This is a genomic window from Rhodopila globiformis (assembly GCF_002937115.1).
GTDB classification, from domain to species: domain Bacteria; phylum Pseudomonadota; class Alphaproteobacteria; order Acetobacterales; family Acetobacteraceae; genus Rhodopila; species Rhodopila globiformis.
The window spans coordinates 1-24,440 of sequence record NZ_NHRY01000114.1; the positions used below are offsets into that span (position 1 = coordinate 1).

Here is a 24,440-nt window from a genome sequence, read left to right on the forward strand (position 1 = left end):
TCCCATTTGGTGTGATTTAGGCTCTCGAATTCGTCCATTGATGGAACTCCATCAGCGTGTGCTTTGGCGGCTCACGCTCCAGAGTTTCATTGATGGGCGAACCGGGGCCTACCCCCGCAAATGTCAAACTGCTGCTGCCTCCCCGGCAGAGCCGGGGGAACTCCCGGTTACGTTAGGCGATATCCTTTGTTATCAATGGGTTAGGGGAGATTTTTGTATATACAGAAACCTTTGGCCAATCCACTGATAACAAGAGACTTTTTCAGATAACCGGAGGTCGTTTCAGAGATGTGTGTACGCGGCAGCAGCGTAGGCCGGCCATCCACGCCTTACGGTGCTGATGTCGGCAAAGGCGTGGATGGCGGCCCTTCGGCCGCCATGACGACGAGGCAGCGACTGCGCATCCCAACCTACCTGCGATTTTCTGTAGCGTCTGTCAGCTGACAATAGCTGGCACGGTCCTGCTGCTGCCGACTTCGCTGACCCACCGCAACGTTGCCACCCCTCCACAGGAAGAACATTTCGGCTGCCACGTCACATGATCCGCGTGACAGGACGCGCATTGCCAACGCGGGTCGGGGTCGGCGCCGGCCGCCAGACGCAGGGCATCCCGTTGCGCGAGGCGGCCGCCCTCGGTGTCGCCCCTTTCCTGTTCCTCGATCTCCGCGAGAAGCAGGTAGACACGACGCTGGTTGAACCCTTCGGCGCGCACGGCTTCGATCTGGTTCCGCGCGTCCGAGACAAAGCCGGCTTCTAGCGCGGTCCGGGCCAGGAGCAGCCGGCTCTCCGGATTGGTCTCATTGCGCTGCGTCAATAGCTTGGCAGCCTCATAGCGCGATGCCTTGTCCGGTTCCTGAGCCAGTATGAACTCTGCCAGATCCGGATGCGGCGCGCGCCGCCAGGCGTCCGTCACGCAGGCACGCGCACGGCGCTCATTGCCATCGACGCGCAGGCGACGGGCGTAGGCGAGGACGGCGGGCGGAAAGGTCGGATCTTCTTTCCACGCCTGCTTGGCATAGCCGAGCGCACGAACCGGGTTGGGCTCGGCATCGGCCGCGGCCGTATAATAAACCGTCCGTCGCGCATCCTGGCCGATCAGATCAAGCGCTTCGCTCCAGTTTTCGGTCTGCAGCGCCAGTTCAGCGCGCTGCTGACGCAGCCATGTCGTGCCGGGACGTACCGCTTCGGCCTGATTCGCAATGGTCAGGGCCTCGGCCCAGTCCCGGCGGTCGATCGCCTGGCGCAAGAGTCCGCGCAGGCCCAGGAACCGTGCATCCTTCTGCCTTGTCAGCGACCGGAACGCCTCGTTGGCCTCATCCTCCCGGCCGGCCAGCCGGCTTGCTTCCGCCAGCAGCAACAGGACCTGCGGCGAGTCGCCAAGCAACTGCCGCGCCCGGCGAGCCTGCTTGCGAGCACCCGCCTGGTCCCCCGCCGCAAGGGCCACGAGCACGCGCGTGACGGCGGCCTCGCCGGCTCTCACGCGTTGACGGCGCCGCCATCCGGCGCCCGAGCGCGGAATCCTGGCGAGACCTGTGATGACGCGCAGCAGAATGATCACTGCGAGCACAAGCAGGATGACAGCCAGGATCGCGACGGGAGCCGATGTTTCGAACTCGAACGACCCAACGGTTGCATTGACCCGGCCGGGCACACTGGCCAGTAGCCACGCCCCTGCGATGAAGGCTATGGCGACGATCAGGAAAAGGAAGACCCTGCGCATCAGCTCTGACCAGCCATGTTGGCCAATGCGGCGCGCGCGTCCGCCAGCGACCTGGCTTCCTTGAGCCAGCCGGCCATGGCATCACGTGGCTGTCCTTTCAGCTCCTCAACGGTACTGATCGCGCCCTTCAGGTCGCCGGCGTCCAGAGCGTCGCGCGCATGACCCAGCGTAACGGCGGCCGGATTGCCCACCACGACGTTTTCCCCCCTGTGAACGGTGACCAGGCCCTGCGCCTGCTGCCAGATGCGATCCACGAGCGGAACAGACGTGTCATCCGGCTGCTTGGCCGCGATGGCGGCATGCTCCGACTGCGTGAACAACTCACGAAGCTGGATCATGGTAGGCGGCGCCGTGTGGGCGAAGCGCGCCACGGCCGGCGGCGCACCTGGAATGTCCCCAAGCGGGCGGCCTGCGGCGAGAGCAAGGGTGGCCTCCTGGATACGGGCCAGACGGTTCAGCTGGTTTGATACCGTATCGGCGCCGCCGGATGCTTTCTCCAGGGCCGCAACGCGCGCTGCCAGGTGATCCGTCTGCTGCCTGATGGCGTCCAGGCCCGTCTCGATATGCCCGGACAGCGAGTCGATTTTGCCCGAAACCGCATTCACCCGGCTGCTCAGTTCGGTCTGACCGGCACTTGCTGCCTGATCGGCATTTTTGAGCTGATCGCCAACCTTCGTCTGGAGCTGATCGGTGATCTTCGCCTGATCGGCGATCTTCGCATCCAGCGCATCGATGCGCGACGCGAGCTTGCCAAGATCCGCCTGGGGAACCGAGGCGACAGGCGCCGGACGCTGTTCCAGCCGGGTCAGACGGGCATCGAAGTCCGCGAGCCGTTGCTGAACGGCCGCCAGATCGGGCGCTACCGTCTGACGCGGGTATTCCCAGGCGGCGTAGATGCCGCCCGCCAGAACCAGGAAGCCCAGGCTGTAAAGCCAGGGCATGCCACTGCGCCGGCGCGGTTCCGGCGCTGGCGGCGGAGGCGTAACTGCGGCATCGGCGCGATCCTGTGGCGGAAGCGCGGTTGCGTCAGCAGCATAGTCTGCCGGCGCAGGTGCCGCCGCATCACCAGCGTGATCCGGTGGCGTGGGTTCGGTATGTTCACTCATTCAGCAGCGCCAGTATTGCTTCTTGGTTGGGCTTCGAGGCGACGCATATCTGCCGCCACGGGAGCTTCCTTAATGGCATGGCTGCGCGTTCACTGATAGACACTGCTTCGACATTGTTCACTGCCTCCCCAAGTCCCGCTTCGAGGACAAGACGCACAAAGTGCCTTGCCGTCTCTGTGGAGAAGAACAACGCGGCCGTCAATTGCCGATGTTGCAGATCGGATACGGCTTCCCGGGGCAAAACCGGAACGGGCGTCGCTTCGTAGGCGACTCGGCGAATGACGCGGAAGCCATGCTGTCGCAGAGCTTTGACCAGCGGGAAGCCCTGGTCGCGAGCCGTGGGGAAAAACAGGCTGCCATCCCCGGGCGACAGCGAGGCGGCCACCAGCGTCGCCAGGGCCGCCGCGTCGCCGTCGGCGTCGATGACCCGGCTGAACCCCGCCTCGGCAGCGCATGCGGCCGTCGCGGACCCGACGGCAAACACCGGACGGTCATGGCAGGATGGGGGACAAGCCGGCACGGCGTTGCGGCTGGTGACGAGGGTTGCCGCCAGGCGATCCGGCAGCCGGAAATCCGACCCGGTGGACGTGATAGCCAGCACCGGGGCGACCACCGGCAAAAAGCCCATGGCGACAAGCCGATCGGCCGTCTGGGAGGCACCTGGCTCCGGCCTGGTGATCAGTATGCGTTTTGCCGGGGCCGCACGCGTCAAGGAACCTCCAACAGGCAACATCGCCGTCTTTACGGATGCATCGTTACCCTTGTGCCACGCATTTCGCCGCGGGTGAAGAAGACAGGTTGCCGTGGCAGCCCCATATGGGCCAAGACACGCCCGGCGGCGTTCGGGTGACTCGAAGGACACGATGGGACCTGTTCTGGGGATTGAGGCTTCCTGCGATGAGACCGCCGCCGCGGTCATCGACGGCGACGGCCATATCCTTGCCGAAATGGTGCTCAGCCAGCTTGCGGAGCATGAGCCGTATGGCGGGGTCGTGCCGGAGATCGCTGCCCGCGCCCATCTGCGCTACCTGCCCGACCTGGTGCGCCGGGCCATGGCGAACGCCAACGTCTCCTATAAGGAACTCGGTGGCGTCGCGGCGACATCGGGGCCCGGGCTGATCGGGGGCCTGATCGTCGGGTCCCAGTTCGGCAAGGGCATTGCCATCGCCCATGATCTGCCCTTTGTCGCCGTCAATCATCTCGAAGCGCACGCCCTGACCGCCCGGCTGCCTGGCCTGGTCGATGACGGAGCGCCCTTCCCCTACCTGCTGTTCCTGCTCTCGGGCGGCCATTCGCAATGCATCGCGGTGATGGACCTTGGCCAGTACCGGCGTCTCGGCGGCACCGTGGACGATGCCGTCGGCGAGGCGTTCGACAAGGTTGCGAAGCTGCTCGGCGTTGGCTGGCCGGGCGGCCCGGCACTGGAAAGGATCGCCGCAGAGGGTGACCCGGACCGGTTTCCCTTCCCCAGGCCCATGCTCCGCCGCCCCGGATGCGACCTGAGCCTGTCGGGGCTCAAGACCGCGGTGGCCCAGGCGGTGGCCAGGCTTGGCGATGGACCTCTCGAGCGCGCGCAACGCGCCGATGTCGCGGCGAGCTTCCAGCAGGCCATCGTGGACGTGCTCGCGGACAGGGCGGTTCATGCCATGACAATGATGCGCGAGCAGTTCGCCGATGCCGATCTGATCGTGACGGCCGGTGGGGTTGCCTCGAACAAGCGGGTGCGCGCGGCATTGTCCGACGCGGCGGGCACATGTGGCTTTCGTCTGGTCGCGCCGCCGATCCGGCTTTGCTCGGACAATGCGGTCATGGTTGCCTGGGCTGGGCTCGAGCGGCTGCGGCGTGACCTCCGGGACGACGTAAGTGCTGCGACGCTGCCGCGATGGCCGCTCGAAGCGCTATCGCAGCGGTCGGCATGAATTACCGCCACGCCTACCACGCCGGGAATTTCGCGGACTGCTTCAAGCATGCCTTGCTGGCAGACCTTGTCGATGCGTTCGCGCGCAAGCCGACGCCTTATTTCGTGCTGGATACACATGCTGGAGTGGGCCGGTATGATCTGGAGGATGACGCGGCCCGGCGGACTGGCGAAGCGGACGCAGGCATCCGGCGCCTCCTGGCAAGCCAGCCGGCTCCTCTCAGGCGCTATCTGGATCTGGTGAGGAGCCTTGGCCTCTATCCCGGATCGCCCACGCTGATCAGGGCCCTCATGCGGCCCGCAGGCGCTAACTTAGCGGGCGAGCGGCACGGTCGTTGCCATACCGTCATGCCGGGCGCAGGCCCGGCATCCACGCCTTGCGATGCCGAACCAGACAAAGGCGTGGATGGCGGCCCTTCGGCCGCCATGACGACAGGAGCAGATCGCCGTGCCCGACCCCCTAAGTCAGCGCCTATGCTCATGCGCCCAGCCGATCGGCTGGCGTGCTGCGAACTTCACCCGGAAGACGTCATCCCCCTGCGGCGGCTGTTTCATCACGATCCCCAGGTCGAGGTGCATTTCCGCAGCGGATGGGACGCCTTGAAGGCCCTCCTGCCGCCCCGGGAGAAGCGCGGACTGGTTTTCATCGACCCACCGTTCGAGAGCCAGGACGAATTTGCCGTTGTGACGGAAGGGTTGAAGCGTGGACACAGCCGCTTCAGCCACGGTGTGTTTGCCGCCTGGTACCCGATCAAGCAGCGCGCCGCGGTCCGGGGCTTTCACGCGAATCTCAAGATGACAGGAATCCGCGATATCATCGCGATCGAACTTTACCTGCGGGCCCCGACCAACGCCGAGCGGCTCAACGGATGCGGCTTGCTGGTGATCAACCCGCCCTACCGGTTTGCGGAACAGGGGCAGGCGATCGCCGACGCGGTCCTCCGTGGTCTCGGCCAGGACGAAAGCGGTGCGGGTGTTGACGTAATCAGGATAGCAGATGAGTAAGGTTACAGTCGTCGGCGCCGGAGCCTGGGGCACGGCCCTGGCAATCCAGGCAGTGCGGGCCGGGCACAGCGTCACCCTGGTGGCCCGTACAGCGGAGGCGGTGGCTGCCATCGCGCGAAACCACGAGAATGGCCGGTTGCCGGGCGTGCGGCTTCCCGACTCGGTCACCGTCATGGATCAGCTTCCCGATGCATCGGATCTGCTCGTCTGGGTGGTGCCGACCCAGCATCTTCGCACGTCACTCCTGAAGCTGCGGCCGCCGGCCGGGGGCATCGTGATCTGCGCGAAAGGCGTGGAAGTCGGGACCCACATGCTGCCGCTGGAGGTCGCCGGCGACGTCACGGGCGACCGCCCGCTCGCGGTCCTGAGCGGCCCCAACTTCGCGCACGAGATCGCCGCTGGCCTTCCGGCCGCCACGGTCGTCGCCAGCGTGAACGCGGATCTGCGGGAGCAGGTGCGCGTCGCCTTCGGGACAAGCACGTTTCGCCTCTATGGCAATGATGATCCCATCGGCGCCCAGCTCGGCGGCGCGGCGAAGAACGTCATCGCCATCGCCGCGGGTGTCGTCATCGGCGCCGGCCTGGGCGAGAACGCGCGCGCGGCGCTGGTAACCCGCGGGCTGAGCGAGTTGTGCCGTCTCGCCGTTGCGCTCGGCGGGCGGGCGGAGGCCATGACGGGACTGTCCGGACTGGGCGACCTGATGCTGACCTGCACCGGGATGTCGAGCCGGAATTTCAGCCTTGGCCATGCGCTCGGGCAGGGCCGGAGCCTTGAAGCGATCCTTGCCGGCCGGACTGCCGTGACCGAAGGCGTCGCCACCGCCGCCGCCCTGGTCGCGCGGGCGGGAAAGGTCGAGCTGCCGATTTGCCAGGCGGTGGCCGAGTTTCTGTCGGGAAGGAAAACCCTCGATCAATCGATCTCAGAACTCATGTCGCGTCCTCAACGGGATGAGTGACAAGGCTCCGCACATGACCCGGCAGCATCAATTCAAGGCCCTGGCCCGGCGCGAGGTGCCCTTATGCTGAGGGGAATCCTGACCGTTGGCGGCTGGACGCTGGTCAGCCGCCTGCTTGGCTTCGCGCGTGACATGCTGATCGCGGCGTTCGTCGGCACCGGGCTGATTGCCGATGCCTTCTTTGTCGCCCTGAAGCTGCCCAACCTGTTCCGCCGGCTGTTCGGCGAGGGGGCGTTCAACGCCGCCTTCGTCCCAGCGTTCTCCGGACTGCTGCAGGCCGAGGGCAAGCAGGCCGCCAAGCAGTTCGCCGAGGAGGCGTTTGCCGTCATGGCGTTCTGGCTGGGGATCATGACGATCCTCGGCGAAATCTTCATGCCGTACCTGATGCTGGTACTGGCGCCCGGGTTCAGCGCGACGCCGGCGAAGTTCCAGCTTGCCGTCGACCTGTCGCGGATCACCTTCCCGTACCTGGTGCTGATCTGCCTGGCGGCGCTGGTCTCGGGCGTCCTGAACGGGATGGAGAAATTCACTGCCGCATCGGCCTCCTACGTCCTGTTCAATATCGTCTCGATCGCCTGCATGCTCTGGATGACGCCGTATGTGCCGACGATCGGCCATGCGCTTGCCTGGGGTGTGTCCTTGTCGGGCGTGGCCCAGCTTGGCCTGCTGCTGCTCGCGCTCCGCCGCGGCGGCATGACGCTGTCGATCCCGCGGCCACGGCTGACGCCACAGATGCGGCTGCTGATGCGGCGCATGGCGCCCGGTCTTGTCGGCGCGGGGGTGACGCAGCTCAATCTGGCGGTCGACGTGATCATTGCCAGCCTGCTGCCCGCCGGCACCGTCTCGGTCCTCTATTTCGCGGACCGGGTGCAGCAGTTGCCGCTGGGCGTGATCGGGACGGCGGTCGGAACGGCGTTGCTGCCGCTGCTGTCGCGCCAGGTGCGAGCCGGCGAAGCCGCGGCATCGCTCGACACGCTGAACCGCGCGATCGAATACGCCCTGTTCCTGACGCTGCCCGCGGCGCTGGCGCTGATCGTCTGCGCCTACCCGATCATCCTGGTCCTGTTCGGCCATGGCGCCTTCAGTCTGGAAAGCGCGCGCCTGTCATCCCAGGCCCTGGCGGCCTACGCTGTGGGACTGCCTGCGTTCGTACTGGTCAAGGTATTGGCTCCGGCCTTCTTCGCGCGGGGCGATACCAGCACGCCGGTGAAAGTTGGCATGGCCTGTGTCGGGCTGAACCTGACGCTCAACGTGGCCTTCATGGTTCCGCTCGCGCATATCGGGCCACCTTTGGCGACCAGCGTGGCGGCGATCTCCAACGTCATCGGCCTGGCGACCATCCTGCTGCGGCGGGCGCACCTGAAACCAGACCACCAGCTCATACGGCGCCTCATCGGGATGATCGGCGCGTCGCTGGTGATGACAGGCGGGTTGATCCTCGTACGTATACACCTTTTCGCCGTCGCGCCTCACGGCTGGCCGCGCTACGCCTCCCTGGCGGCCCTGATCGTGACAGGCCTGCTGGGCTATGCCGTCGCCGTGCCCGTGCTGGGCGCCTACAACCTACGGGACATCAAGCGTGTCATGTCCCGCCGTCGCTTGCAGAGCGTGAATAAATCGGCCACCAGTCCGGTCATAACGACAGAGACCTAACAGTATGCAGCGTGTCTTCTCCGGCATTCAGCCGTCCGGCATCCCGACCCTGGGCAATTACCTCGGCGCCCTCCGCAACTGGGTGAAGTTGCAGGACGATCATGAGTGCATCTGGTGCGTCGTCGATTTGCATGCGATCACGGTCTGGCAGGAACCGGAAGCCCTGCGCCGGCAGTCGCTGGAGATGACGGCTGTCCTGCTGGCTTGCGGCGTTGATCCGAAGCGGCACATCCTGTTCCTGCAATCGGCGGTCCGGGCCCATGCGCAGCTTGCCTGGATGTTCAACTGCGTCGCCCGTCTCGGCTGGCTGAACCGCATGACGCAGTTCAAGGACAAGGCGGGCAAGGATCGCGAGAATGCCTCGTCAGGCCTGTATGTCTATCCCAACCTGATGGCGGCGGACATTCACGCCTATCACGCGACCCGGGTGCCAGTCGGCGACGATCAGCGGCAGCACCTGGAACTGGCCAACGACATCGCCCAGAAGTTCAACCATGACTACGGGGTGGAGTTCTTCCCCGCCATCGAGCCGCTGATCATGGGACCGGCCGCCCGCGTCATGAGCCTGCGCGACGGCACCAAGAAGATGTCGAAATCCGATCCCTCCGACCAGAGCCGCATCAATCTGAACGATGACAGCGACACGATTGCGCTGAAGGTTCGCCGCGCCAAGACCGATCCGCTCCCGCTGCCGGCGGATGTCTCGGAACTGGCCGATCGGCCGGAGGCGAGGAATCTGGTGGGGATTTTCGCGGCGCTGGCGGAAACCGACCACGCCGCGGTGCTGAAGGACTACGGCGGACAGGGCTTCGGGACGTTCAAGACGGCGCTGGCGGACCTGCTGGTTGAGCGGCTGTCGCCCATCGCCGCCGAGACGCGGCGGCTTCTGGACGATGAGGCGGCACTCCTGCAGGTTTTGGCGTCCGGCGCCGAACGGGCTGAGGCCATCGCGAATCCCATCGTCCGTGAGGCCGAGCGCCTGGTTGGCTTCGTGAACGTCCGCTGACCCAGCATCCGCCAGGATCAAGGACCGAACACGGTCCCCGGCCGTTATACGCCGGGGACGTTCGGGGCTTGCGGGGCGGGATCGATCAACGCCGGCCCGCCGCGTTCGATGCGATAGACCGCCAGGCCGCGTCGTACCTGGCCATCGGGCATGAACATCAGCCAGCCATCAACGCCAACAAACCCGGCCGGCTGGGTCAGTATGGCCGTATCGGCACTCCCGCGGCCAAGGATCACCGCGGCGATCGAGACGGAATCGAATGCCAGGTCGGCCAGCGGCGATGGCGGCGTACCGTACTTCGCGGTGTAGTCCCGCTCCAGGTTGCTGCGTGAACTGGTGTCCGGGGCCGCGTACCACGCCCCGGAAACGGCGCCTGACCCGCTGGCCGGACTCGCCCATAACGCCGGTCCGATGATCTGCACCATGGAGCGGTCTACATCATAATACGGCAGGACAGCGGCGAGCTCCTGCAGCGCCTCGCCGGTATCGGCGAGGAGGAGTACATTGAACGGCGGGGGCGGAATAGGCGTCCTGGCCAGTTCCTGCGCTTCCCGGCGTCCCTCGGGCGTGCCCAGGGCACGCGCCTCTTTCACCTTCGCGTCAATCGGTCCCCGCCGATCGGCGTAATCGGATACGTCCTTCGTTGCTGCCGTGATGGATGCCATGCCGGACGAATGCATGCGGATTGTCGCCGGCGGCAACCGATCGGCTTCAAGCGCTTTGGTGAGGCCGTCCGCCATGGCGCGGCCGAAACCCGTCGAAGGCAGCAGGGCGGCGAACTGGTTCTTGCCCTGGGCCTGCGCGGCTGCCACCAGCCTGCGGATCTGCTGCCCCGGAGTTATGCCAAGAATCCATACGCCAGGTTGGGATTGCGCAGTATCGTTCGTGTAGGCGAGCACAGGGATGTGGGCACCCCGTGCAATCGGGGCGACTGATGCTGTCTCGGCGGAGGTCAACGGGCCGAGGATCATGCTGTCCCCGGCACGGACCGCGGCCTGTGCAGCCGTCGCCGCGCCCGCGGGAGAGCCGCCGGTGTCGATGACATCCAGCGTCGGTCCGCCATTCTGCGACGCAAGTTGCGCGGCCTGGAGCATATCCTTGGCGCGGTCGGCGAGCGGGCCCGTCAGCGGCAGCAGAATGGCGACCTTCTGGCCTGCAGCCGATGGGTTGCCACCGCCCATGCCGAGCGGACTTGCGCCGCCCGGTCCAATTTGGTTTCCCGGTCCGTATCGCCCTGAGAGCTGCTCGCCGCAGCCTGAGAGCGTCAGGACGCAGATAAGGAAGAGAAATGCCCGTTGCCGCATCGGCCACGTCTCCCGATGACCTGCGAGACGGCCAGCCCGACCCGCCGAATGGCCTTGTGCTTGTTTCCACGCCAATCGGCAACCTCGGCGATATTAGTACACGTGCGCGTGCGGTGCTGGGATCATGCGACCTGATCCTGTGCGAGGATACCCGCCGGACCGGGCGTCTTCTCACGGCCATGAACATTCATACCCGGACCGATGCGCTGCACGACCATAACGAGGACAGCAAAATACCGCTGGTGCTCGACAAACTTCGCGCGGGGCAAGCCATTGGCCTGGTGTCCGATGCGGGAACGCCTGTCGTATCAGACCCCGGCTACCGACTGGTGCGCGCCGTGATCGCCGCCGGCCTCCCGGTCAGCGCCGTTCCGGGGCCCAATGCGGCGATTACCGCGCTGATCCTGTCGGGCTTGCCCCCCTTGCCGTTCATGTTCCTGGGCTTTCCGCCACCTCGGCAGGCCGCGCGGCGGGTGGCTTTCGGTAGCCTGCGAGCGGCCGAACGCGCTGGTTTATCAGCGACCTTGATATGGCACGAAGCGCCGCACCGGCTGCTTGAGACCCTTGCTGACATACAAGAGACGTTCGGCGATCGTTCCGCTGCCGTAGCGCGCGAACTGACCAAGCGATTTGAAACGGTGGTTCGCGGCAAAGTGAGTGAACTCACGGCTTTGTTCACCCATGAGCCTGCGCGTGGCGAAATCACGGTACTGATCGGGCCTCCGGAGGCACAGGACCCGGAGGACCTGGACCAACGGTTGCGGGCGGCGTTGGCGACGCAGACCGTCAAGGATGCCGCCGCCCTGGTCAGCACCGCGACCGGGCTTCCCAGAAAGCTCGTTTACGCCCGTGCGCTGCAACTTCATCAGGAAGGTTAGCAACCCGCCGCAGCCGCGAGGCGGGCTGCCGCCCAGTGTGCGGCCTCGGCGACAACCGGGTCCTGATCGGCCTGCAGCCGCTGGGCAACGGGCAGCAAGGCCCGATCGCCGGAATTGCCGATCGCGATTAGTACGTTTCTGACGAAACGGTTTCGTCCGGTCCGCTTTATCGGCGAACCGGCAAACCTGGCGCGGAAGGTCTTGTCATCCAGACCCGCCAGATCCGACAAAGCCGGTGCGGCGAGATCGCCACGAGCGACCAGCTTTTCATGGGTCGTCGGCGTGGCGAACTTGTTCCACGGGCACACCGCCAGGCAATCATCACAGCCGTATATATGATTACCCATCAACGGCCTGAGCTCAGTGGGAATCGGTCCATGATGCTCGATGGTCAGATAGGAAATGCATCGGCTCGCATCCAACCGGTATGGTGCCGGGAATGCCCTGGTTGGACAGACATCCAGGCATCGCGAGCAGGAGCCGCAATGATCGGCTGACGGATCGTCACCCTGCAGTTCCAGGTCCGTGTAGATTTCGCCCAGCAGCAACCACGAGCCATACTCGCGTGAAACAAGGTTCGTGTGCTTGCCTTGCCAGCCCAGGCCGCTTTGTTGCGCCAGAGGCTTTTCCATCACCGGCGCGGTATCGACAAAGACCTTGACCTGGCAGGCGAAGCGCGAAACCAGGAATTGCGCCAGGTGCTTCAGGTGCCCCTTTATAATATCATGATAGTCCCGGTTCCGGGCATAGACCGATATGTTGCCGCAGTTCCGCTGGCCGGCCGCTGAAAGCGGGTCGTACGCCGGAGCGTAGGACATGCCCACGACAATGACACTTCGGACATCCGGCCACAGTGCCTTGGGCTGGCTTCGCTGTTGCTTCCTGTCGGCGAGCCATCCCATATCGCCATGATAGCCTGCCCGCAGAAAATGCGTGAGCCGTTCCCGCGCTTCAGGCGCCAGGTCCGCTGGACAAAAACCGACCGCATCCAGGCCAATTTGCAGGGCCTTGTCACGGATGCGGGTTTTGAGGTCAGTCGTGGTGCCGGTCTTCCGTACTGTGGTTTCTGTCAAAGCATAACCTTGCGGGCGCGATATGATAGATTATCCCCGGCCTCTGTAGGGAGGCACGTCCTGCGCCGGGAGCCAGGCGTCCGATGGCGCGGGCCCGGTTTGCCAGAAGATGTCAATCGGGATTCCACCCCTGGGATACCAGTAAGCCCCGATCCGCAGCCACACCGGATTCAGGAAATCGACCAGCTTGGCGGCAATTTCCATCGTACAACCCTCATGGAAAGCACCGTGGTTGCGATACGAGGCCATCAGCAGCTTGAAGGACTTGCTTTCGACGATCCAATCCCCAGGAATATAGTCAATCATGATGTGGGCGAAATCGGGCTGCCCCGTCAGCGGGCAGAGTGACGTGAATTCGGGACAGGTCAGGCGGATGACGTACGCTTTGCCGGGCGCGGGATTGGCCACACGCTCCAGCTTCGCCGCATCCGGGCTGCCCGGTTGTGCCGCGTGATGGCCAAGCAGCGTGAGATGGTCATAGGGCGTCTCGGTCATGGCAGCACATCCCCAGCCTGCCAGGCGGCTCGCTTGCCGGCTGCAAAAGCGGCAAAACCACCGGCCTGGATCGCTTGCCGAATGCCTCGCATCAGCGACTGGTAATAGGTGATGTTGTGCCAGGTGAGAAGCATAGGGCCCAGCATTTCCTGCGTCCGGAACAGGTGGTGCAGATAGGCTCGGCTATGGCGAGTACAGGCCGGGCACGGACATTCCGGATCCAGCGGGCCGGCGTCATCGGCATAGCGCGCGTTTCTCATGTTGCGGATGCCCGCAGAGGTATAGGCGCGGGCGGTTCGGCCGGCTCTGGTGGGGATGACGCAGTCGAACATGTCGATACCTCGCTGCACGGCGCCCAGGATGTCGTCCGGTGTGCCTACGCCCATAAGGTATCGCGGCGCATCGGCCGGCAGTTGGGGCACCGTGATGTCGAGCGTGGAGAGCATGGCCGCCTGCCCCTCTCCGACCGCGAGCCCGCCAACGGCGTAGCCATCGAACCCGATATCCTTCAGGGCCTTGACGGAACGCAGACGTAGATCGGGGAAAGTGCTGCCCTGGACGATGCCGAACAGGCCGTACCCGGGCCGCCGGGTGAATGCCTCCTTCGACGACAAGGCCCACCGCATCGACATTTCCATGGATGCTTCCGCGTCCTCATAGGTGGCCGGAAAGGCAGTGCATTCATCCAAAACCATTGTGACGGTCGAATCGAACTGCCGCTGCAGTTCCATGCAGATCGCCGGCGTCAACCGATGCCGGCTTCCGTCTATGTGGGACTGGAAGGTCACGCCGTCAGCATCGATCTTGCGCAGAGCCGCGAGCGACATGATCTGGAAGCCGCCCGAATCGGTCAGGATCGGCCCCGGCCAGTCCATGAAGCGGTGCAGGCCACCCAATGCGGCAATACGCTCGGCACCCGGCCGCAGCATGAGATGGTAGGTGTTGCCCAGCACGCACTGGGTTCCGGTGCACCGGACAGCGTCGGCCGTCATGGCCTTGACGGTTCCAACAGTCCCTACCACCATGAAAGCCGGAGTCTCGAGCGGGCCATGGGCGGTCTGGATGGCGCCGGCACGTGCAAGCCCATCCGTTGCCCGGACCTCGAAGCGAAATCGTTCGGTTGAGGCGCAGTTGAGGTTCATTGGCCCTGCCTAGGGCCGCGGCGTATCCCATGACAAGAGTCTTGTGGCCGGCCGCCTGACCGATTGAGAAGAGTAGATCGCTGCCATCTTCCTGGAACGCCTGCGACGGCCCGTCCCGGGCATATCGCCCGGATAGGAAAAAAGGCTTGACCAAACGCCCCAAAAAGTTGTATAGGTTTGCGTATGATCGGAGTGGTGCATTGGCAGCCTGCTCCGGTGCTGACCGGCTATCAGGTCACAGGCACCTTCCATTGGAATGCCGGACAATAGCTGGTCTTTCGCAGCTTCCATTCATTCAGTGTTGCTATTGAACAAGAGATTCTCACCAGAGGCAGACTCCGCGGTACTCTGCGGGTCTGGGCCGAGGAAGTACTAAGCAAGTCAGGCTACCGGCCTGCGTCCCATCAACTCTATCTGGTGTCGGAACTGGAAAACCTTTCGCGCGGCCTGTGCGATCGGCTTATGGTTCTGATGCCGCCCGGGTCGGCGAAATCCACCTATGCATCGGTTCTTTTTCCCGCGTGGTGGTTCAGCCAGCATCCGGCCTCCTCTATCATTACTGCATCGCATTCCGCGTTCCTGGCTGAACACTTCAGTCGCCGCGTCCGCGCCCTGATCATTGAGCGACAGCAATGCCTAGGATTTTGCGTGAGCAAGGACCAGCGCGCTGCTGATCACTGGACCACAAGTTGCGGTGGTGAGTACATGGCGGTTGGCGTCCGTGGCGCAGTAGCTGGCCGCAGAGCCGATCTGATCATTATCGACGACCCGGTCAGTTCCCAGGCGGATGCGGAAAGTCCTCGCCAGCGGGCCTATGTCTGGGAGTGGTTCAAGTCGGATATCATTACGCGCCTGAAGCCAGGCGGCAGGATCGTCCTGATCATGACCCGCTGGCATCAGGATGATCTGGGCGGACAGCTACTGAGCCAGGCTCAATCGGAATGGCGTGTGATTCGACTGCCGGCCCTCGCCGAGGCCGACGACCCGCTTGGCAGGCCGGTCGGTGCGGCGCTTTGGCCAGAGTGGGAAGACTACGGCGCCCTGACCCGAAAACGCCAGTTGATTGGCGAACGCGCATGGTCGGCCCTGTTTCAGCAAACACCTCTGCCTTCGACGGGGCGTTTGTTTTCAATCGACAAGATCGCGATCAGGCCAACGCCGGAGCCAGGCGCAATCAATACAGTTGTCCGCGCCTGGGACCTGGCAGCCACCGGCAACACCGGTCAAAACGACCCGGACTGGACTGTCGGCATCAGGATGCAGCGGAATTCGGATGGTCGCTACATCATTCTTGACGTTGTCCGCTTGCAGGGAACGCCGCATCAAGTGGAGGAACTGATCGTCAAGACCGCACACAAAGATGGCAAGAACGTGATCGTGGCGATTCCGGAAGATCCTGGACAGGCGGGGAAAAGCCAGATGGCCTATCTTGTCCGCCAGTTAGCGGGATTCCATGTCGTTTCATCCCGCGAGACCGGATCGAAAGCAACCCGCGCGATGCCTCTGGCCTCTCAGGTTGAAGCCGGAAACATCTCGGTCGCCGCCGGTGACTGGAACCAGACCTTGATTGAAGAAATGCGTGATTTTCCCTGGGGGCACAAGGATGACCAAGTGGACGCCCTGGTGCGTGCGTTCACGACATTGACCGGCCGCCCAGGGATGGCAGGTCCGGTTCCCGTGTCGATCTTCAACCGCTAGCGCCACCGCAAAGTAACCGCGAGAGACGATGTTTGATACGCTCTGCGAACTGGTTCCCCGTGACCCGGACTATCCGGACCGCGTCCGACGACTGAGCACCCTTGGTCGTGTACTGAATGGCACCTTGTACGACGCCCTGCCCTATCATTTCCACGAGGAGCGGGGCCCGGGCGGAGAGTACATCCCCCTTCGTCAGCGGCGGCCGAGCGTCAGGTATCCGCTCTGCCGGATCGTCGTAGAGGACAGTGTGTCGCTGCTGTTCAGCGAAGGACATTTTCCAAGCATCGACAGCAACGACGCCCGTATTCGAGACGTATTCGCGGGCATCATCAAGGAAACGCGCCTCAATTTCGTAATGACCGAAGCAGCCATACGCGGCGCTGTCGGTTCAGTCGTGTTGCTGCTCCGGGTTCTTCAGGGCCGCATTTTTGTTGAGGTCCTGGACACACTGTATCTTACTCCCCAATGGGATCCACAGGCGCCCGATACGCTGGCATCTGTCGACGAGCGCTATAAGGTGTCGGGCGCTGACCTGATCGCCAACGGCTACGAGATCGACGATCCTGACGCGCAGTACTGGTTCGCACGCCGTTGGGACCAATCAAGTGAAACCTGGTTCCAGCCCGTTCGTGTGGGTTCGACGGTCGCTCCGGTGATCGATGACACCAGGACGGTGTCCCACAAATTGGGGGCAGTTCCTATTGTTTGGATCAAGAACCTGCCTGGCCTGCCTTCGACCGGCTATCCTTGTGACGGCGCGTGCACCTTCGCCGCGGCCATGCACACGCAGATCGAAATAGACTACCAGCTCAGCCAGGTGGGCCGCGGCTTGAAATACAGCAGCGACCCAACACTGTTGTTGAAGGATCCCGCATTCGTGGACGGCGACCTCGTGAAGGGCGCCGGCAATGCCCTTGTCGTCTCCGAGAAGGGTGACGCCCGGTTGCTGGAAATCGGGGGAACCGCATCGAGCGCGGTCATCGAGTACGTCCGGACCCTGCGGGAGCTGGCTCTTGAAAGCGTTCACGGTAATCGGGCCAGCCCTGAGCGTATGAGCGCCGCACAATCCGGACGCGCGCTGGAGCTGCTCAACCAGGGGCTGATCTGGCTTGCGGACAATATGCGCACGAGCTACGGCGAAGCGGGGCTGCTGCAGCTTGCGCGGTTGATCGTTCGTGCGTCGCAGGTATATCCCCTGGCTGTATTCGGGCAGGAAATCGCTCCTCTCGATATGACTGCTTCGCTCAGCCTCAAGTGGCCGCGATGGTATCCTACCACGGCCGATGATCGCCAGAAGGATGTTCAGTCCTTGACGGCCCTTGTCGCGGCTGGATGCATCAGCCGTGAAACCGCAGCCCGTACCATTGCAGCAAGTTATGATATCGAACATTTTTCGGAGGAAGTCAATTTTTCGGAAGTCGACGAAACATCATGAGCTGGAGATGGATGAAACACTGAACGACGAGCAGCCTGTTGCGATACAGGACCAACCGCAGGACCGCACCGCCGAAGATGAAATCAGCAAGCTTCACGCGCAGTATCAAGCCCGTCTGGTAGCGGCCGGCCTCCGGGCCGAAGCAATCAAGGCAGGAATGATCGACCTGGATGGGCTTAAGCTTCTCGATGCCTCTGCCATTGTGCTTGATGCCAACGACAGGATCGTCGGCGGACGTAAGCTTATGGAAGATCTTCGTCGGGATAAGCCCTGGTTGTTCGGGCCAACCTCTTCTTCGAGCATCGCGGCCGTGCCTGCATCGCAGCCTGTCCGTCAGAAGACTGCCCTCGAGATGACGGATGAAGAATATGCCGTTGCGCGGGCCGCCCTGACGAGACACCAATTCTAGACCATTCGTCGCTTCTGGCGAAACAACCAATCATTCGTAGGACACTTGATGGGTATCCAAAATTTTCCCGCCTCGCTGCAGCCGATCATCCAGCAAGGCTTCCTGGAGCGTGAATTTTCCCAGGCGCTGCGGTCGCGGCTCGGCTATCGGGCCTGCGCGGATCGCATCACTGTCGCGGCAGGGATCGGTGAAACCCTGACCAAGACCCGTGCCGGACTGAAACCCACGGTTACGACCCCCCTGGCGCCCGCCGCGAACACAAACTTTGACAATGGGCTGACGCCGACTTCATGGGGCGTAGAACAGTTCACGATCACAATCAATCATTATGCCGCGACAACCGATCTCAACGTGGTCGCGGAGCGTGTGGCCATAGCGTCGGTATTCCTGCAAAATGCCTACGTGAATGGCGAGCAGGCGGCGCGCAGCCTGGATGAACTTGGCCGAAATGCTTTGTTTGCGGCCTACATGGGCGGCAATTCGCGGGTTCGTACCACACTCGCGTCGGCGGGACCTACCGTTACGGTCGATGACGTACGTGGCTTCCAGGTTGTCTTCGTCAACGGCGTGCAGCAGAGCGTGAGCGCCAGCAATCCGATGACGGTTACCATTGGGTCGAACGCCTACACGCTGGTTGCGACGACGGTTGACACTACGAACGTCTCGACGGCTCCGAATGGCATTTCCGGCACGCTCACGCTGTCAAGCAACGTCTCTGTTTTGGACGGAACGGCAGGAAACACTGTAACCGCCGCGAACGCCTCCTCCATAGTGCGGCCGTCCCAGCGGACCAACACGTCCTTGCTCACCGCCTCCGACACCCTCACCATGTCGTGCCTCCTGGACGCCGTCGCCAAACTGCGTTTGAACGCGGTGCCGGAAATAGACGGCGCCTATAACTGCTATCTGGACCCGGTTTCGGCTCGCCAGTTGTTTGCCGATCCGGACTTCAAGCAGCTCTTCCAGGGCGCGACTTCGGCCAACCAGGTCTTCAGGAAGGGTATGACGAACGACTTCCTGGGACTGCGGTTTGTGCCGACAACCGAGGCGTTCGTGCAGTCGCATCCTACTCTGGCCAGCCTTATGGTCCGCCGGCCCGTGATCTGCGGGCAGGGCGCGCTGATCGAAGGTGACTTCGCCGGCATCGCCGCCGCCGATGTTGCGCCCGCGGACTCGATTGTATCGGTCGTCGATGGCATTGCTATGGTAACCCGCGAGGCGATTGATCGGCTGCAGCAGATCATTGCACAGTCCTGGTATTGGATCGGTGGCTTCTGCGCACCGTCCGACACAACGACGAATTCCACGACGATACCCACCGCGACTAACGCCGCCTACAAGCGCGCTGTGATCGTCGAACACATCGGCTAACAAGAAAAGGGCCTAATCGCCATGCCGATCGGCTCAGTCAGCCCCTTCCGCCCAACGGGTACCGTTGGTATCGCAGCGAGCGCTGTGTCATCGAATACCCTGTTGGTAGGCGGTGGAGACACTGTCGTGGTAACGAACACATCGAGTGCCCTCGGCTACATCAGGTTCGGCTCGGACTCCAGTGTCACCGCGGCCGCGACAGATATGCCAGTTCTGCCGGGCAGTCGGCTAATTCTGTCGGTCAATAGCCTTATTACTTACGCAGCGGCGATCACTCCGTCCGGTTCCGGCACCATCCTGTTCAGTCGCGGTGACGGATCGATCCTGTGAACCCGCTAACAGACGCCGAGAAAGTGGATATCCGCCGGTTCTGCGGATATCCCTTGTACGGTGCGGCTCCGAGCGGCATGCAGTCATGGCGCTTCTTCCAGGTTTACGGATTGCTGGAGTTCCGCTTGACGAATCTTTCGTCGGCAGAGGTTGCTGTCGTGCGCCGGTATCTCGGCACGCTCCTGGCTCTTGAGCTGGCGGTTCCCGCGGCCGCCGCCAGCCTGGACACCGACCAGGCCGGAATATGGACACGCAACAAAAGCGAAATGAGCGACAGGATCGATCTTCTTGACGAGTGGCGTCGGCGCCTTTGCGGCTTTCTCGGCGTTCCGCCGGGCAACGCCCTTTCCGGCAGCACAGTTTCTCTGGTTGTATAGCACATGGATAGCCGGAGACTTCAGGATCGCCTGTACTTCGGCCTGGGCCGATCGGCTCGGCACGTTGGCCAACCCGCTGATGCGTTTCGCCCCGACGGCCCATTCGATCCGCTCAAGAGGCAAAACCGTTTCCTGCGCCTTCCTGCAGCCTTCGTGCCAGCCAAGGGTGGGGTCAATGCCGCAGATACCTACGGGCGGCCGCTTTGGCATGGTATCTTCGATGCCAGCTATACCCGCACGGGAGATTACCTGGTTCTTGAATCCGACACGTATTTCATCGCTTCGCAGGCCCCCCTGCTGCCTGTATTATGCGTTACGACCAATCGAACCATTTCGATAGCACGCCCGACGTTACAGACGTCAACGGGAGAAAATAACTACGGCGGCTTTACGGTTAATGGTACGATGCCACTGATGGAGCTGTGGCCGGCCAGCGTCCTGTCCGGAGGTCGGGGCGGTTCGACGTCTGTCGGTCTTCCCACCGACCAGGCAACAATGTATCTGGACATCCTGGTTCCGGCGCCCAATGGGATTTTGTTGCTGTCAGGCGACAGAATCAGCGACGACCTGGGGCAAAGCGCCATCATCTCGAGCGCTGAATTGACAAGTCTGGGTTGGAGAATCACCGCTAAAATGGCCACCACCTGATGGCAGATATTTCTGACGTCGAGCAGGCAGTCACCGATGCTGTCAGCTCTAGCCTGTATCCGAATGGATCAGCGCAGTCCAGTATCGTGGGAGCCTTGTGCAGAGTATACAGGGGCTGGCCGAATACTGCAACCTTGAATACCGATCTTGCAGCCGGAGCTATCAACGTATCGATTGCGGCTGACGGAGACAGCGGAAAGACTACGACACGGTATCTACCGGACTGGACTTACACCCCTCTCCAGCCGGGAGTCACCGCCAGCGCGACGAATTCATCGGTCACCGTCGGCGGAACTCCAACCGTGGGAGACGTGATTGGAGCACTGATTGACGGGAAACCCTATATCTATCGCGTTCAAACCGGAGATACGATCGAACTGGTCGCGGCCAACCTGGCCCAGATCATTCAATCCGATCGCTTGGCGTTGACGCAGGCGGCGAGTATAAGCCTGCCAGGCGCTCGCTCCGTCGTCGTGCGAACCGTGCGCGATTGCCCGGCAGTCTTCGAGAGTCGCCGCCAGGAGAAGGACGTGCGAATCATCTGCTGGTGTCCAAGCCCTTCCACGCGCGATTCAGTAGCCGCAGCCATCGACACGTCGCTGAATCAGGCAAACTTTCTGTCGTTATCGGATGGCACTGCCGCCCGGATCACTTACCGCAACACCGCCAGTTACGATCAGGCGCAGAACGCTTTGCTCTATCGTCGCGACCTGATCTATGGCACCGAGTATCCCACCGTAATAAACATCGAGCAGCCCTCGATGATTTTTGGTGCTGCAGCGGTAAATGGTAATCTCATTTATGGTTAGGTATACACGATGACATTCCATCTTGTCGCGACGAGGCCGTTCCTGGGCTACGTCAGAGGCGACATCATAGCCGATGTCGCAAAAATCAACCAAATACTTGGCTCCGACTACAAGAGATTTGTGGTCAAAGTTACCTCATCCGCAGCGTCAAAAGGATAAGTCCGTGCCAGTTGTACAGCAAGGCACCGTCAACACGACGTCGCTTATTCTTCCGGATCTCTATGTTCAGATCGTCCCGCCACAAAACCTCGTTCTGAATGGTGTTCCGACCAACATCATCGGCGTCGTCGGTACAGCGTCATGGGGTCCTGTCAACGAACCTACGATTGTTGGCTCCATGGCCGATTATGCCCAGTCGTTCGGCGCGTTGATGCCCAGGAAATACGACATGGGCACTCAGGTCGCCACCGCAGTCCAGCAGGGTGCTCAAAGCTTCCGGTGTGTTCGCGTGACGGATGATACCGATACGGCAGCATACTCTATCCTTCCGGGCACGAACGCAAGTTTTGCGGCGGTCTACACAGGTTCTTTGGGCAACAGCATCGCGATCACGCTTGCGCAGAGTTCCAAGCCAGCGACGTGGCGCCTTTCGGTCCTGGTGTCAGGCTTTGAACCTGAGATCTACGACGGTCTTACCGGCGACGGAGCCGTCTTCTGGAACAATCTTGCCGCAGCGGTCAACACGGGCCTCGGTCCGCAACGTGGACCGTCCATGCTGGTCGTCGCAAGCGCCGGAGGTTCAACCGCCTCGCCGGCGCCGTTCTCACTGACACTGGGATCCACGAGCGCCGGATCTGACGGTGCGACGTCTGTCTCAAGCACCCAACTCGTCGGCTCCGACTCCTCCACGCGGACTGGCATGTACGCGCTGAGAGGACAAGGTTGCGGACTGGCGCTGCTGGCCGACTGCGATGACTCGACGACCTGGAGCGTCGAGGCGGAGTTCGGTCTGCAGGAAGGAATCTACATGATTCTTACCACTCCTGCCGGCGACACGATTTCAAATGCCGTAACGACCAAAGCCCAGGCCGGACTGGATAGCTACTCGGCAAAGTTGATGTTCGGCGACTGGCTTTGGTGGTCCGACCAGGTCAACACCGTAGTGCGGCTTGTGTCGCCTCAGGGCTTCGCGGCAGGACGCCTGGCAAATCTGTCGCCCGAGCAGTCAAGCCTGAACAAGCCAATTTACGGTATTATCGGCAGCCAGCGCACCGGGGCGCCGGGCTCCGGCCAGAATTCGGCCTACTCATCGGCTGACTTGACCGCGCTGATTGCCGCCGGCATTGACATCATTTGCAACCCGCAGCCTGCGGGCTCCTTCTGGGGTGTCCGGGGAGGCCACAACACCTCGTCCAATCAGGCGATTGACGGTGACGACTACACCAGACTGACCAATTATATAGCTGCGACGCTAGCTGCGGGAATGGGTCAATACGTTGGCACCGTTATCAACAGCACCCTGTTCGCTCAAATCAGGTCCACCCAACTGTCCTTCCTGAACAATATGCTGGCACAGGGGCTGCTTGGTAGCACGGACGGTTCCGTTCCATTCAGCGTGATCTGCGACACCTCCAATAATCCGTCGTCGCGTACCAGTCTGGGATACGTTCAGTCGGACGCCCAAGTGCAATATCAGGCGATCAACGAACGTTTCATTGTCAATGTTGAAGGAGGCCAGACCGTTCAGGTGGCGCGCCAGACATTGCCCACCGGCCAGATTAGCTAGGAGCTCAAGAAGTGGGTCTGACAACGTTTTCAATTGGCCGCGACACCCAGCTGGTCGTGATGGGATCCAACGGTCGCGTCGATATGAGCCATGTAACCGGATTCGAGAGCCGCCAGCTCACGAGCCCTGTGCGGGTCAGCCGGCTTGACGGAACTCAGCTTGGAGCCGAACTGCCGAAGGGATGGGAAGGAAATTTCGAGGTGGAACGGGGATCACCGGTTCTCGACGACTTCATCTCCACCATTGAACAGGACTTCTACAACGGCGCCGCCGCTCAGCCAGGCACGATGTACCAGTACATAACAGAAACGGATGGTTCGGTTTCAACATATCAGTACGACGGAGTGGTTTTCAAGCTTGCCAGCGCCGGTATCTGGAAAGGCGACACGAGCGTAAAGCAAAGGCTGGAATTCTTTGCGACGCGCAAGAGACGCATCTGATGAGCCCGTCACAATCCGTCATTGGTGGTTCGGAACGGATTATTACGGCGATTGATGCACGAGGACGCAAGCTCACGCTGCGCCAGTTGACCTCGCTAGACACTCTTCGGCTCTTTAAAGCAGCCGGTCCGGACCTGTCCCAGAATACATCATGGCTGTCGATGGCAGGGCTGGCCTTTTCGGTAACGGAGATCGACGGCGTCCCAATACCACGGCCGACAACCGAGACGCAGATTGAAGGCATCGTTGATCGGCTAGGGGACGAGGGGCTTGCAGCAATCGCGGACGCCCTCGAGGAAAGCCAGGGCGAACCGCCGCCGAGAGAACACGTGGGAAACTTGCCCGGCACCCTGTCTTGATCGACTGTCTCTACCTGGTTCAAAACGGGGTGCCATTTGACGTTGCCTTTTCGCTCGACGCGGCAGATCGAACCGCTTACGTTATCGCCATGGGCTGCTTGCATGGAAATCTATTCGACTGGTCAAGCTTCACCTGGATCGAGCCACGATAATTGAGCACGAAATCCTATGCTCTACACGACGATTCGCCAAAGGCGGCGGCCGAATATAAATCAGCAGAGGTTTGTTAGCGAAAAGCGAACAACCTGGTTGCGCAGGCTGCAGCGAGCTGTGCGGTTTCCTGGCTATCCCACCGCACCTGCTCGATTCGGGCCTCTTGCCAAACGAAATGCGGAACCCAATGCCAGCCTTGCGGCCACTGTCTCCAATACAAACGCCGCCAGGCAGTGGCCGACGAAGTCGTACCAGCTGATTGATCTGCCGCGAGTAAAGCGAGGCAGCAGGACCAGTCGCCGCCCTCTGTTTGACAGTGGACCTGCGCGGCCTCGATTTGTGCCGTACCCGGCTGTTTCTACCCAAAGCCGTTATACTCAGTTCTTGCAGGTCACAACCAGCAATCAGCGGGGCGCCCAGCCGGGTCGGC

The 24,440-nt window shown here is 62.4% G+C and carries 23 protein-coding genes; 16 read left to right on the top strand and 7 right to left on the bottom strand.

Annotation, left to right across the window (positions count from 1 at the left end):
• Positions 1 to 436: 436 nt before the first annotated feature.
• The 3 genes from CCS01_RS11240 to CCS01_RS11250 all read right to left on the bottom strand — a co-directional run bounded on the left by CCS01_RS11240 (position 437) and on the right by CCS01_RS11250 (position 3,538).
• Positions 437 to 1,720, bottom strand: a complete 1,284-nt coding sequence (locus CCS01_RS11240; protein WP_104518917.1) for a heme biosynthesis HemY N-terminal domain-containing protein — start codon at positions 1,718 to 1,720, stop codon at positions 437 to 439.
• Entirely contained in the window at positions 1,720 to 2,661 is a 942-nt protein-coding gene (locus CCS01_RS11245) for a COG4223 family protein (protein WP_104518918.1), read from the bottom strand. The genes CCS01_RS11240 and CCS01_RS11245 overlap by 1 nt, the downstream gene beginning before the upstream one ends.
• Positions 2,662 to 2,818: 157 nt before the next feature.
• A complete protein-coding gene (locus CCS01_RS11250; protein ID WP_158258348.1) occupies positions 2,819 to 3,538 on the bottom strand; it encodes a uroporphyrinogen-III synthase in 720 nt (239 codons plus the stop codon).
• A 151-nt stretch (positions 3,539 to 3,689) separates the two neighbouring features.
• Here CCS01_RS11250 and tsaD point away from each other — a divergent pair, with 151 nt between their 5' ends.
• From tsaD to trpS, 5 genes are all read left to right on the top strand, one after another.
• Positions 3,690 to 4,745 carry a tRNA (adenosine(37)-N6)-threonylcarbamoyltransferase complex transferase subunit TsaD gene (gene tsaD / locus CCS01_RS11255; protein ID WP_104518920.1) on the top strand — a complete coding sequence of 352 codons (1,056 nt, stop codon included), beginning with the start codon at positions 3,690 to 3,692 and terminating at the stop codon, positions 4,743 to 4,745.
• Positions 4,742 to 5,749 carry a 23S rRNA (adenine(2030)-N(6))-methyltransferase RlmJ gene (locus CCS01_RS11260; RefSeq protein ID WP_146101693.1) on the top strand — a complete coding sequence of 336 codons (1,008 nt, stop codon included), beginning with the start codon at positions 4,742 to 4,744 and terminating at the stop codon, positions 5,747 to 5,749. The genes tsaD and CCS01_RS11260 overlap by 4 nt, the downstream gene beginning before the upstream one ends.
• Positions 5,742 to 6,704: an NAD(P)H-dependent glycerol-3-phosphate dehydrogenase gene (locus CCS01_RS11265; RefSeq protein WP_104518922.1), complete on the top strand. Its 963-nt coding sequence runs from the start codon at positions 5,742 to 5,744 to the stop codon at positions 6,702 to 6,704. The genes CCS01_RS11260 and CCS01_RS11265 overlap by 8 nt, the downstream gene beginning before the upstream one ends.
• A 63-nt stretch (positions 6,705 to 6,767) precedes the next feature.
• Entirely contained in the window at positions 6,768 to 8,357 is a 1,590-nt protein-coding gene (gene murJ / locus CCS01_RS11270) for a murein biosynthesis integral membrane protein MurJ (RefSeq protein WP_104518923.1), read from the top strand.
• A gap of 4 nt (positions 8,358 to 8,361) precedes the next feature.
• Positions 8,362 to 9,363: a tryptophan--tRNA ligase gene (gene trpS / locus CCS01_RS11275; protein WP_104518924.1), complete on the top strand. Its 1,002-nt coding sequence runs from the start codon at positions 8,362 to 8,364 to the stop codon at positions 9,361 to 9,363.
• 44 nt (positions 9,364 to 9,407) lie between these two features.
• On the opposite strand, the gene CCS01_RS11280 is transcribed toward trpS, so the two are convergent.
• The gene (locus CCS01_RS11280; RefSeq protein ID WP_104518925.1) at positions 9,408 to 10,667 is read right to left on the bottom strand and encodes a penicillin-binding protein activator; all 1,260 of its coding nucleotides are present in this window, start codon (positions 10,665 to 10,667) and stop codon (positions 9,408 to 9,410) included.
• Here CCS01_RS11280 and rsmI point away from each other — a divergent pair.
• Positions 10,652 to 11,545, top strand: a complete 894-nt coding sequence (rsmI, locus tag CCS01_RS11285) for a 16S rRNA (cytidine(1402)-2'-O)-methyltransferase (RefSeq protein ID WP_104518993.1) — start codon at positions 10,652 to 10,654, stop codon at positions 11,543 to 11,545. The two genes, CCS01_RS11280 and rsmI, sit on opposite strands and share 16 nt — an antisense overlap.
• Here the strand turns inward: rsmI and queG are convergent.
• Genes queG through tgt form a run of 3 tightly spaced genes read right to left on the bottom strand, consistent with a single transcriptional unit; the run spans position 11,542 to position 14,255 of the window.
• A complete protein-coding gene (gene queG / locus CCS01_RS11290; RefSeq protein WP_104518926.1) occupies positions 11,542 to 12,618 on the bottom strand; it encodes a tRNA epoxyqueuosine(34) reductase QueG in 1,077 nt (358 codons plus the stop codon). The two genes, rsmI and queG, sit on opposite strands and share 4 nt — an antisense overlap.
• 30 nt (positions 12,619 to 12,648) lie before the next feature.
• On the bottom strand, positions 12,649 to 13,113 hold the full coding sequence (gene queF, locus CCS01_RS11295; protein ID WP_104518927.1) for a preQ(1) synthase: 465 nt from the start codon (positions 13,111 to 13,113) through the stop codon (positions 12,649 to 12,651).
• Positions 13,110 to 14,255, bottom strand: a complete 1,146-nt coding sequence (gene tgt / locus CCS01_RS11300) for a tRNA guanosine(34) transglycosylase Tgt (RefSeq protein ID WP_104518928.1) — start codon at positions 14,253 to 14,255, stop codon at positions 13,110 to 13,112. Before tgt ends, queF begins: the two co-directional genes overlap by 4 nt.
• 417 nt (positions 14,256 to 14,672) lie before the next feature.
• Here tgt and terL point away from each other — a divergent pair, with 417 nt between their 5' ends.
• The 10 genes from terL to CCS01_RS11345 all read left to right on the top strand — a co-directional run bounded on the left by terL (position 14,673) and on the right by CCS01_RS11345 (position 23,857).
• Positions 14,673 to 15,953: a phage terminase large subunit gene (gene terL, locus CCS01_RS11305; RefSeq protein WP_239992114.1), complete on the top strand. Its 1,281-nt coding sequence runs from the start codon at positions 14,673 to 14,675 to the stop codon at positions 15,951 to 15,953.
• Between the two features lie 28 nt (positions 15,954 to 15,981).
• A complete protein-coding gene (locus tag CCS01_RS11310; protein WP_104518930.1) occupies positions 15,982 to 17,388 on the top strand; it encodes a phage portal protein in 1,407 nt (468 codons plus the stop codon).
• A 7-nt stretch (positions 17,389 to 17,395) separates the two neighbouring features.
• Positions 17,396 to 17,797: a hypothetical protein gene (locus CCS01_RS11315; RefSeq protein WP_104518931.1), complete on the top strand. Its 402-nt coding sequence runs from the start codon at positions 17,396 to 17,398 to the stop codon at positions 17,795 to 17,797.
• A gap of 48 nt (positions 17,798 to 17,845) precedes the next feature.
• Positions 17,846 to 19,168 (top strand): DUF4043 domain-containing protein, encoded by a 1,323-nt coding sequence (locus CCS01_RS11320; protein ID WP_104518932.1) that lies wholly within the window; start codon positions 17,846 to 17,848, stop codon positions 19,166 to 19,168.
• A gap of 326 nt (positions 19,169 to 19,494) precedes the next feature.
• Positions 19,495 to 19,875 carry a hypothetical protein gene (locus CCS01_RS11325; protein WP_239992115.1) on the top strand — a complete coding sequence of 127 codons (381 nt, stop codon included), beginning with the start codon at positions 19,495 to 19,497 and terminating at the stop codon, positions 19,873 to 19,875.
• Between the two features lie 3 nt (positions 19,876 to 19,878).
• Positions 19,879 to 20,523, top strand: coding sequence for a hypothetical protein (locus CCS01_RS32725; protein WP_146101694.1), 645 nt, complete (start codon positions 19,879 to 19,881; stop codon positions 20,521 to 20,523).
• Positions 20,523 to 21,332, top strand: a complete 810-nt coding sequence (locus tag CCS01_RS11330) for a hypothetical protein (protein WP_158258349.1) — start codon at positions 20,523 to 20,525, stop codon at positions 21,330 to 21,332. Before CCS01_RS32725 ends, CCS01_RS11330 begins: the two co-directional genes overlap by 1 nt.
• A gap of 163 nt (positions 21,333 to 21,495) precedes the next feature.
• Positions 21,496 to 23,058: a phage tail protein gene (locus tag CCS01_RS11335; protein WP_104518935.1), complete on the top strand. Its 1,563-nt coding sequence runs from the start codon at positions 21,496 to 21,498 to the stop codon at positions 23,056 to 23,058.
• A gap of 11 nt (positions 23,059 to 23,069) precedes the next feature.
• Positions 23,070 to 23,498 carry a hypothetical protein gene (locus CCS01_RS11340; protein ID WP_104518936.1) on the top strand — a complete coding sequence of 143 codons (429 nt, stop codon included), beginning with the start codon at positions 23,070 to 23,072 and terminating at the stop codon, positions 23,496 to 23,498.
• Complete coding sequence (locus CCS01_RS11345; protein WP_193540128.1) at positions 23,498 to 23,857, top strand: hypothetical protein; 360 nt, start codon at positions 23,498 to 23,500, stop codon at positions 23,855 to 23,857. Before CCS01_RS11340 ends, CCS01_RS11345 begins: the two co-directional genes overlap by 1 nt.
• Positions 23,858 to 24,440: the final 583 nt, after the last annotated feature.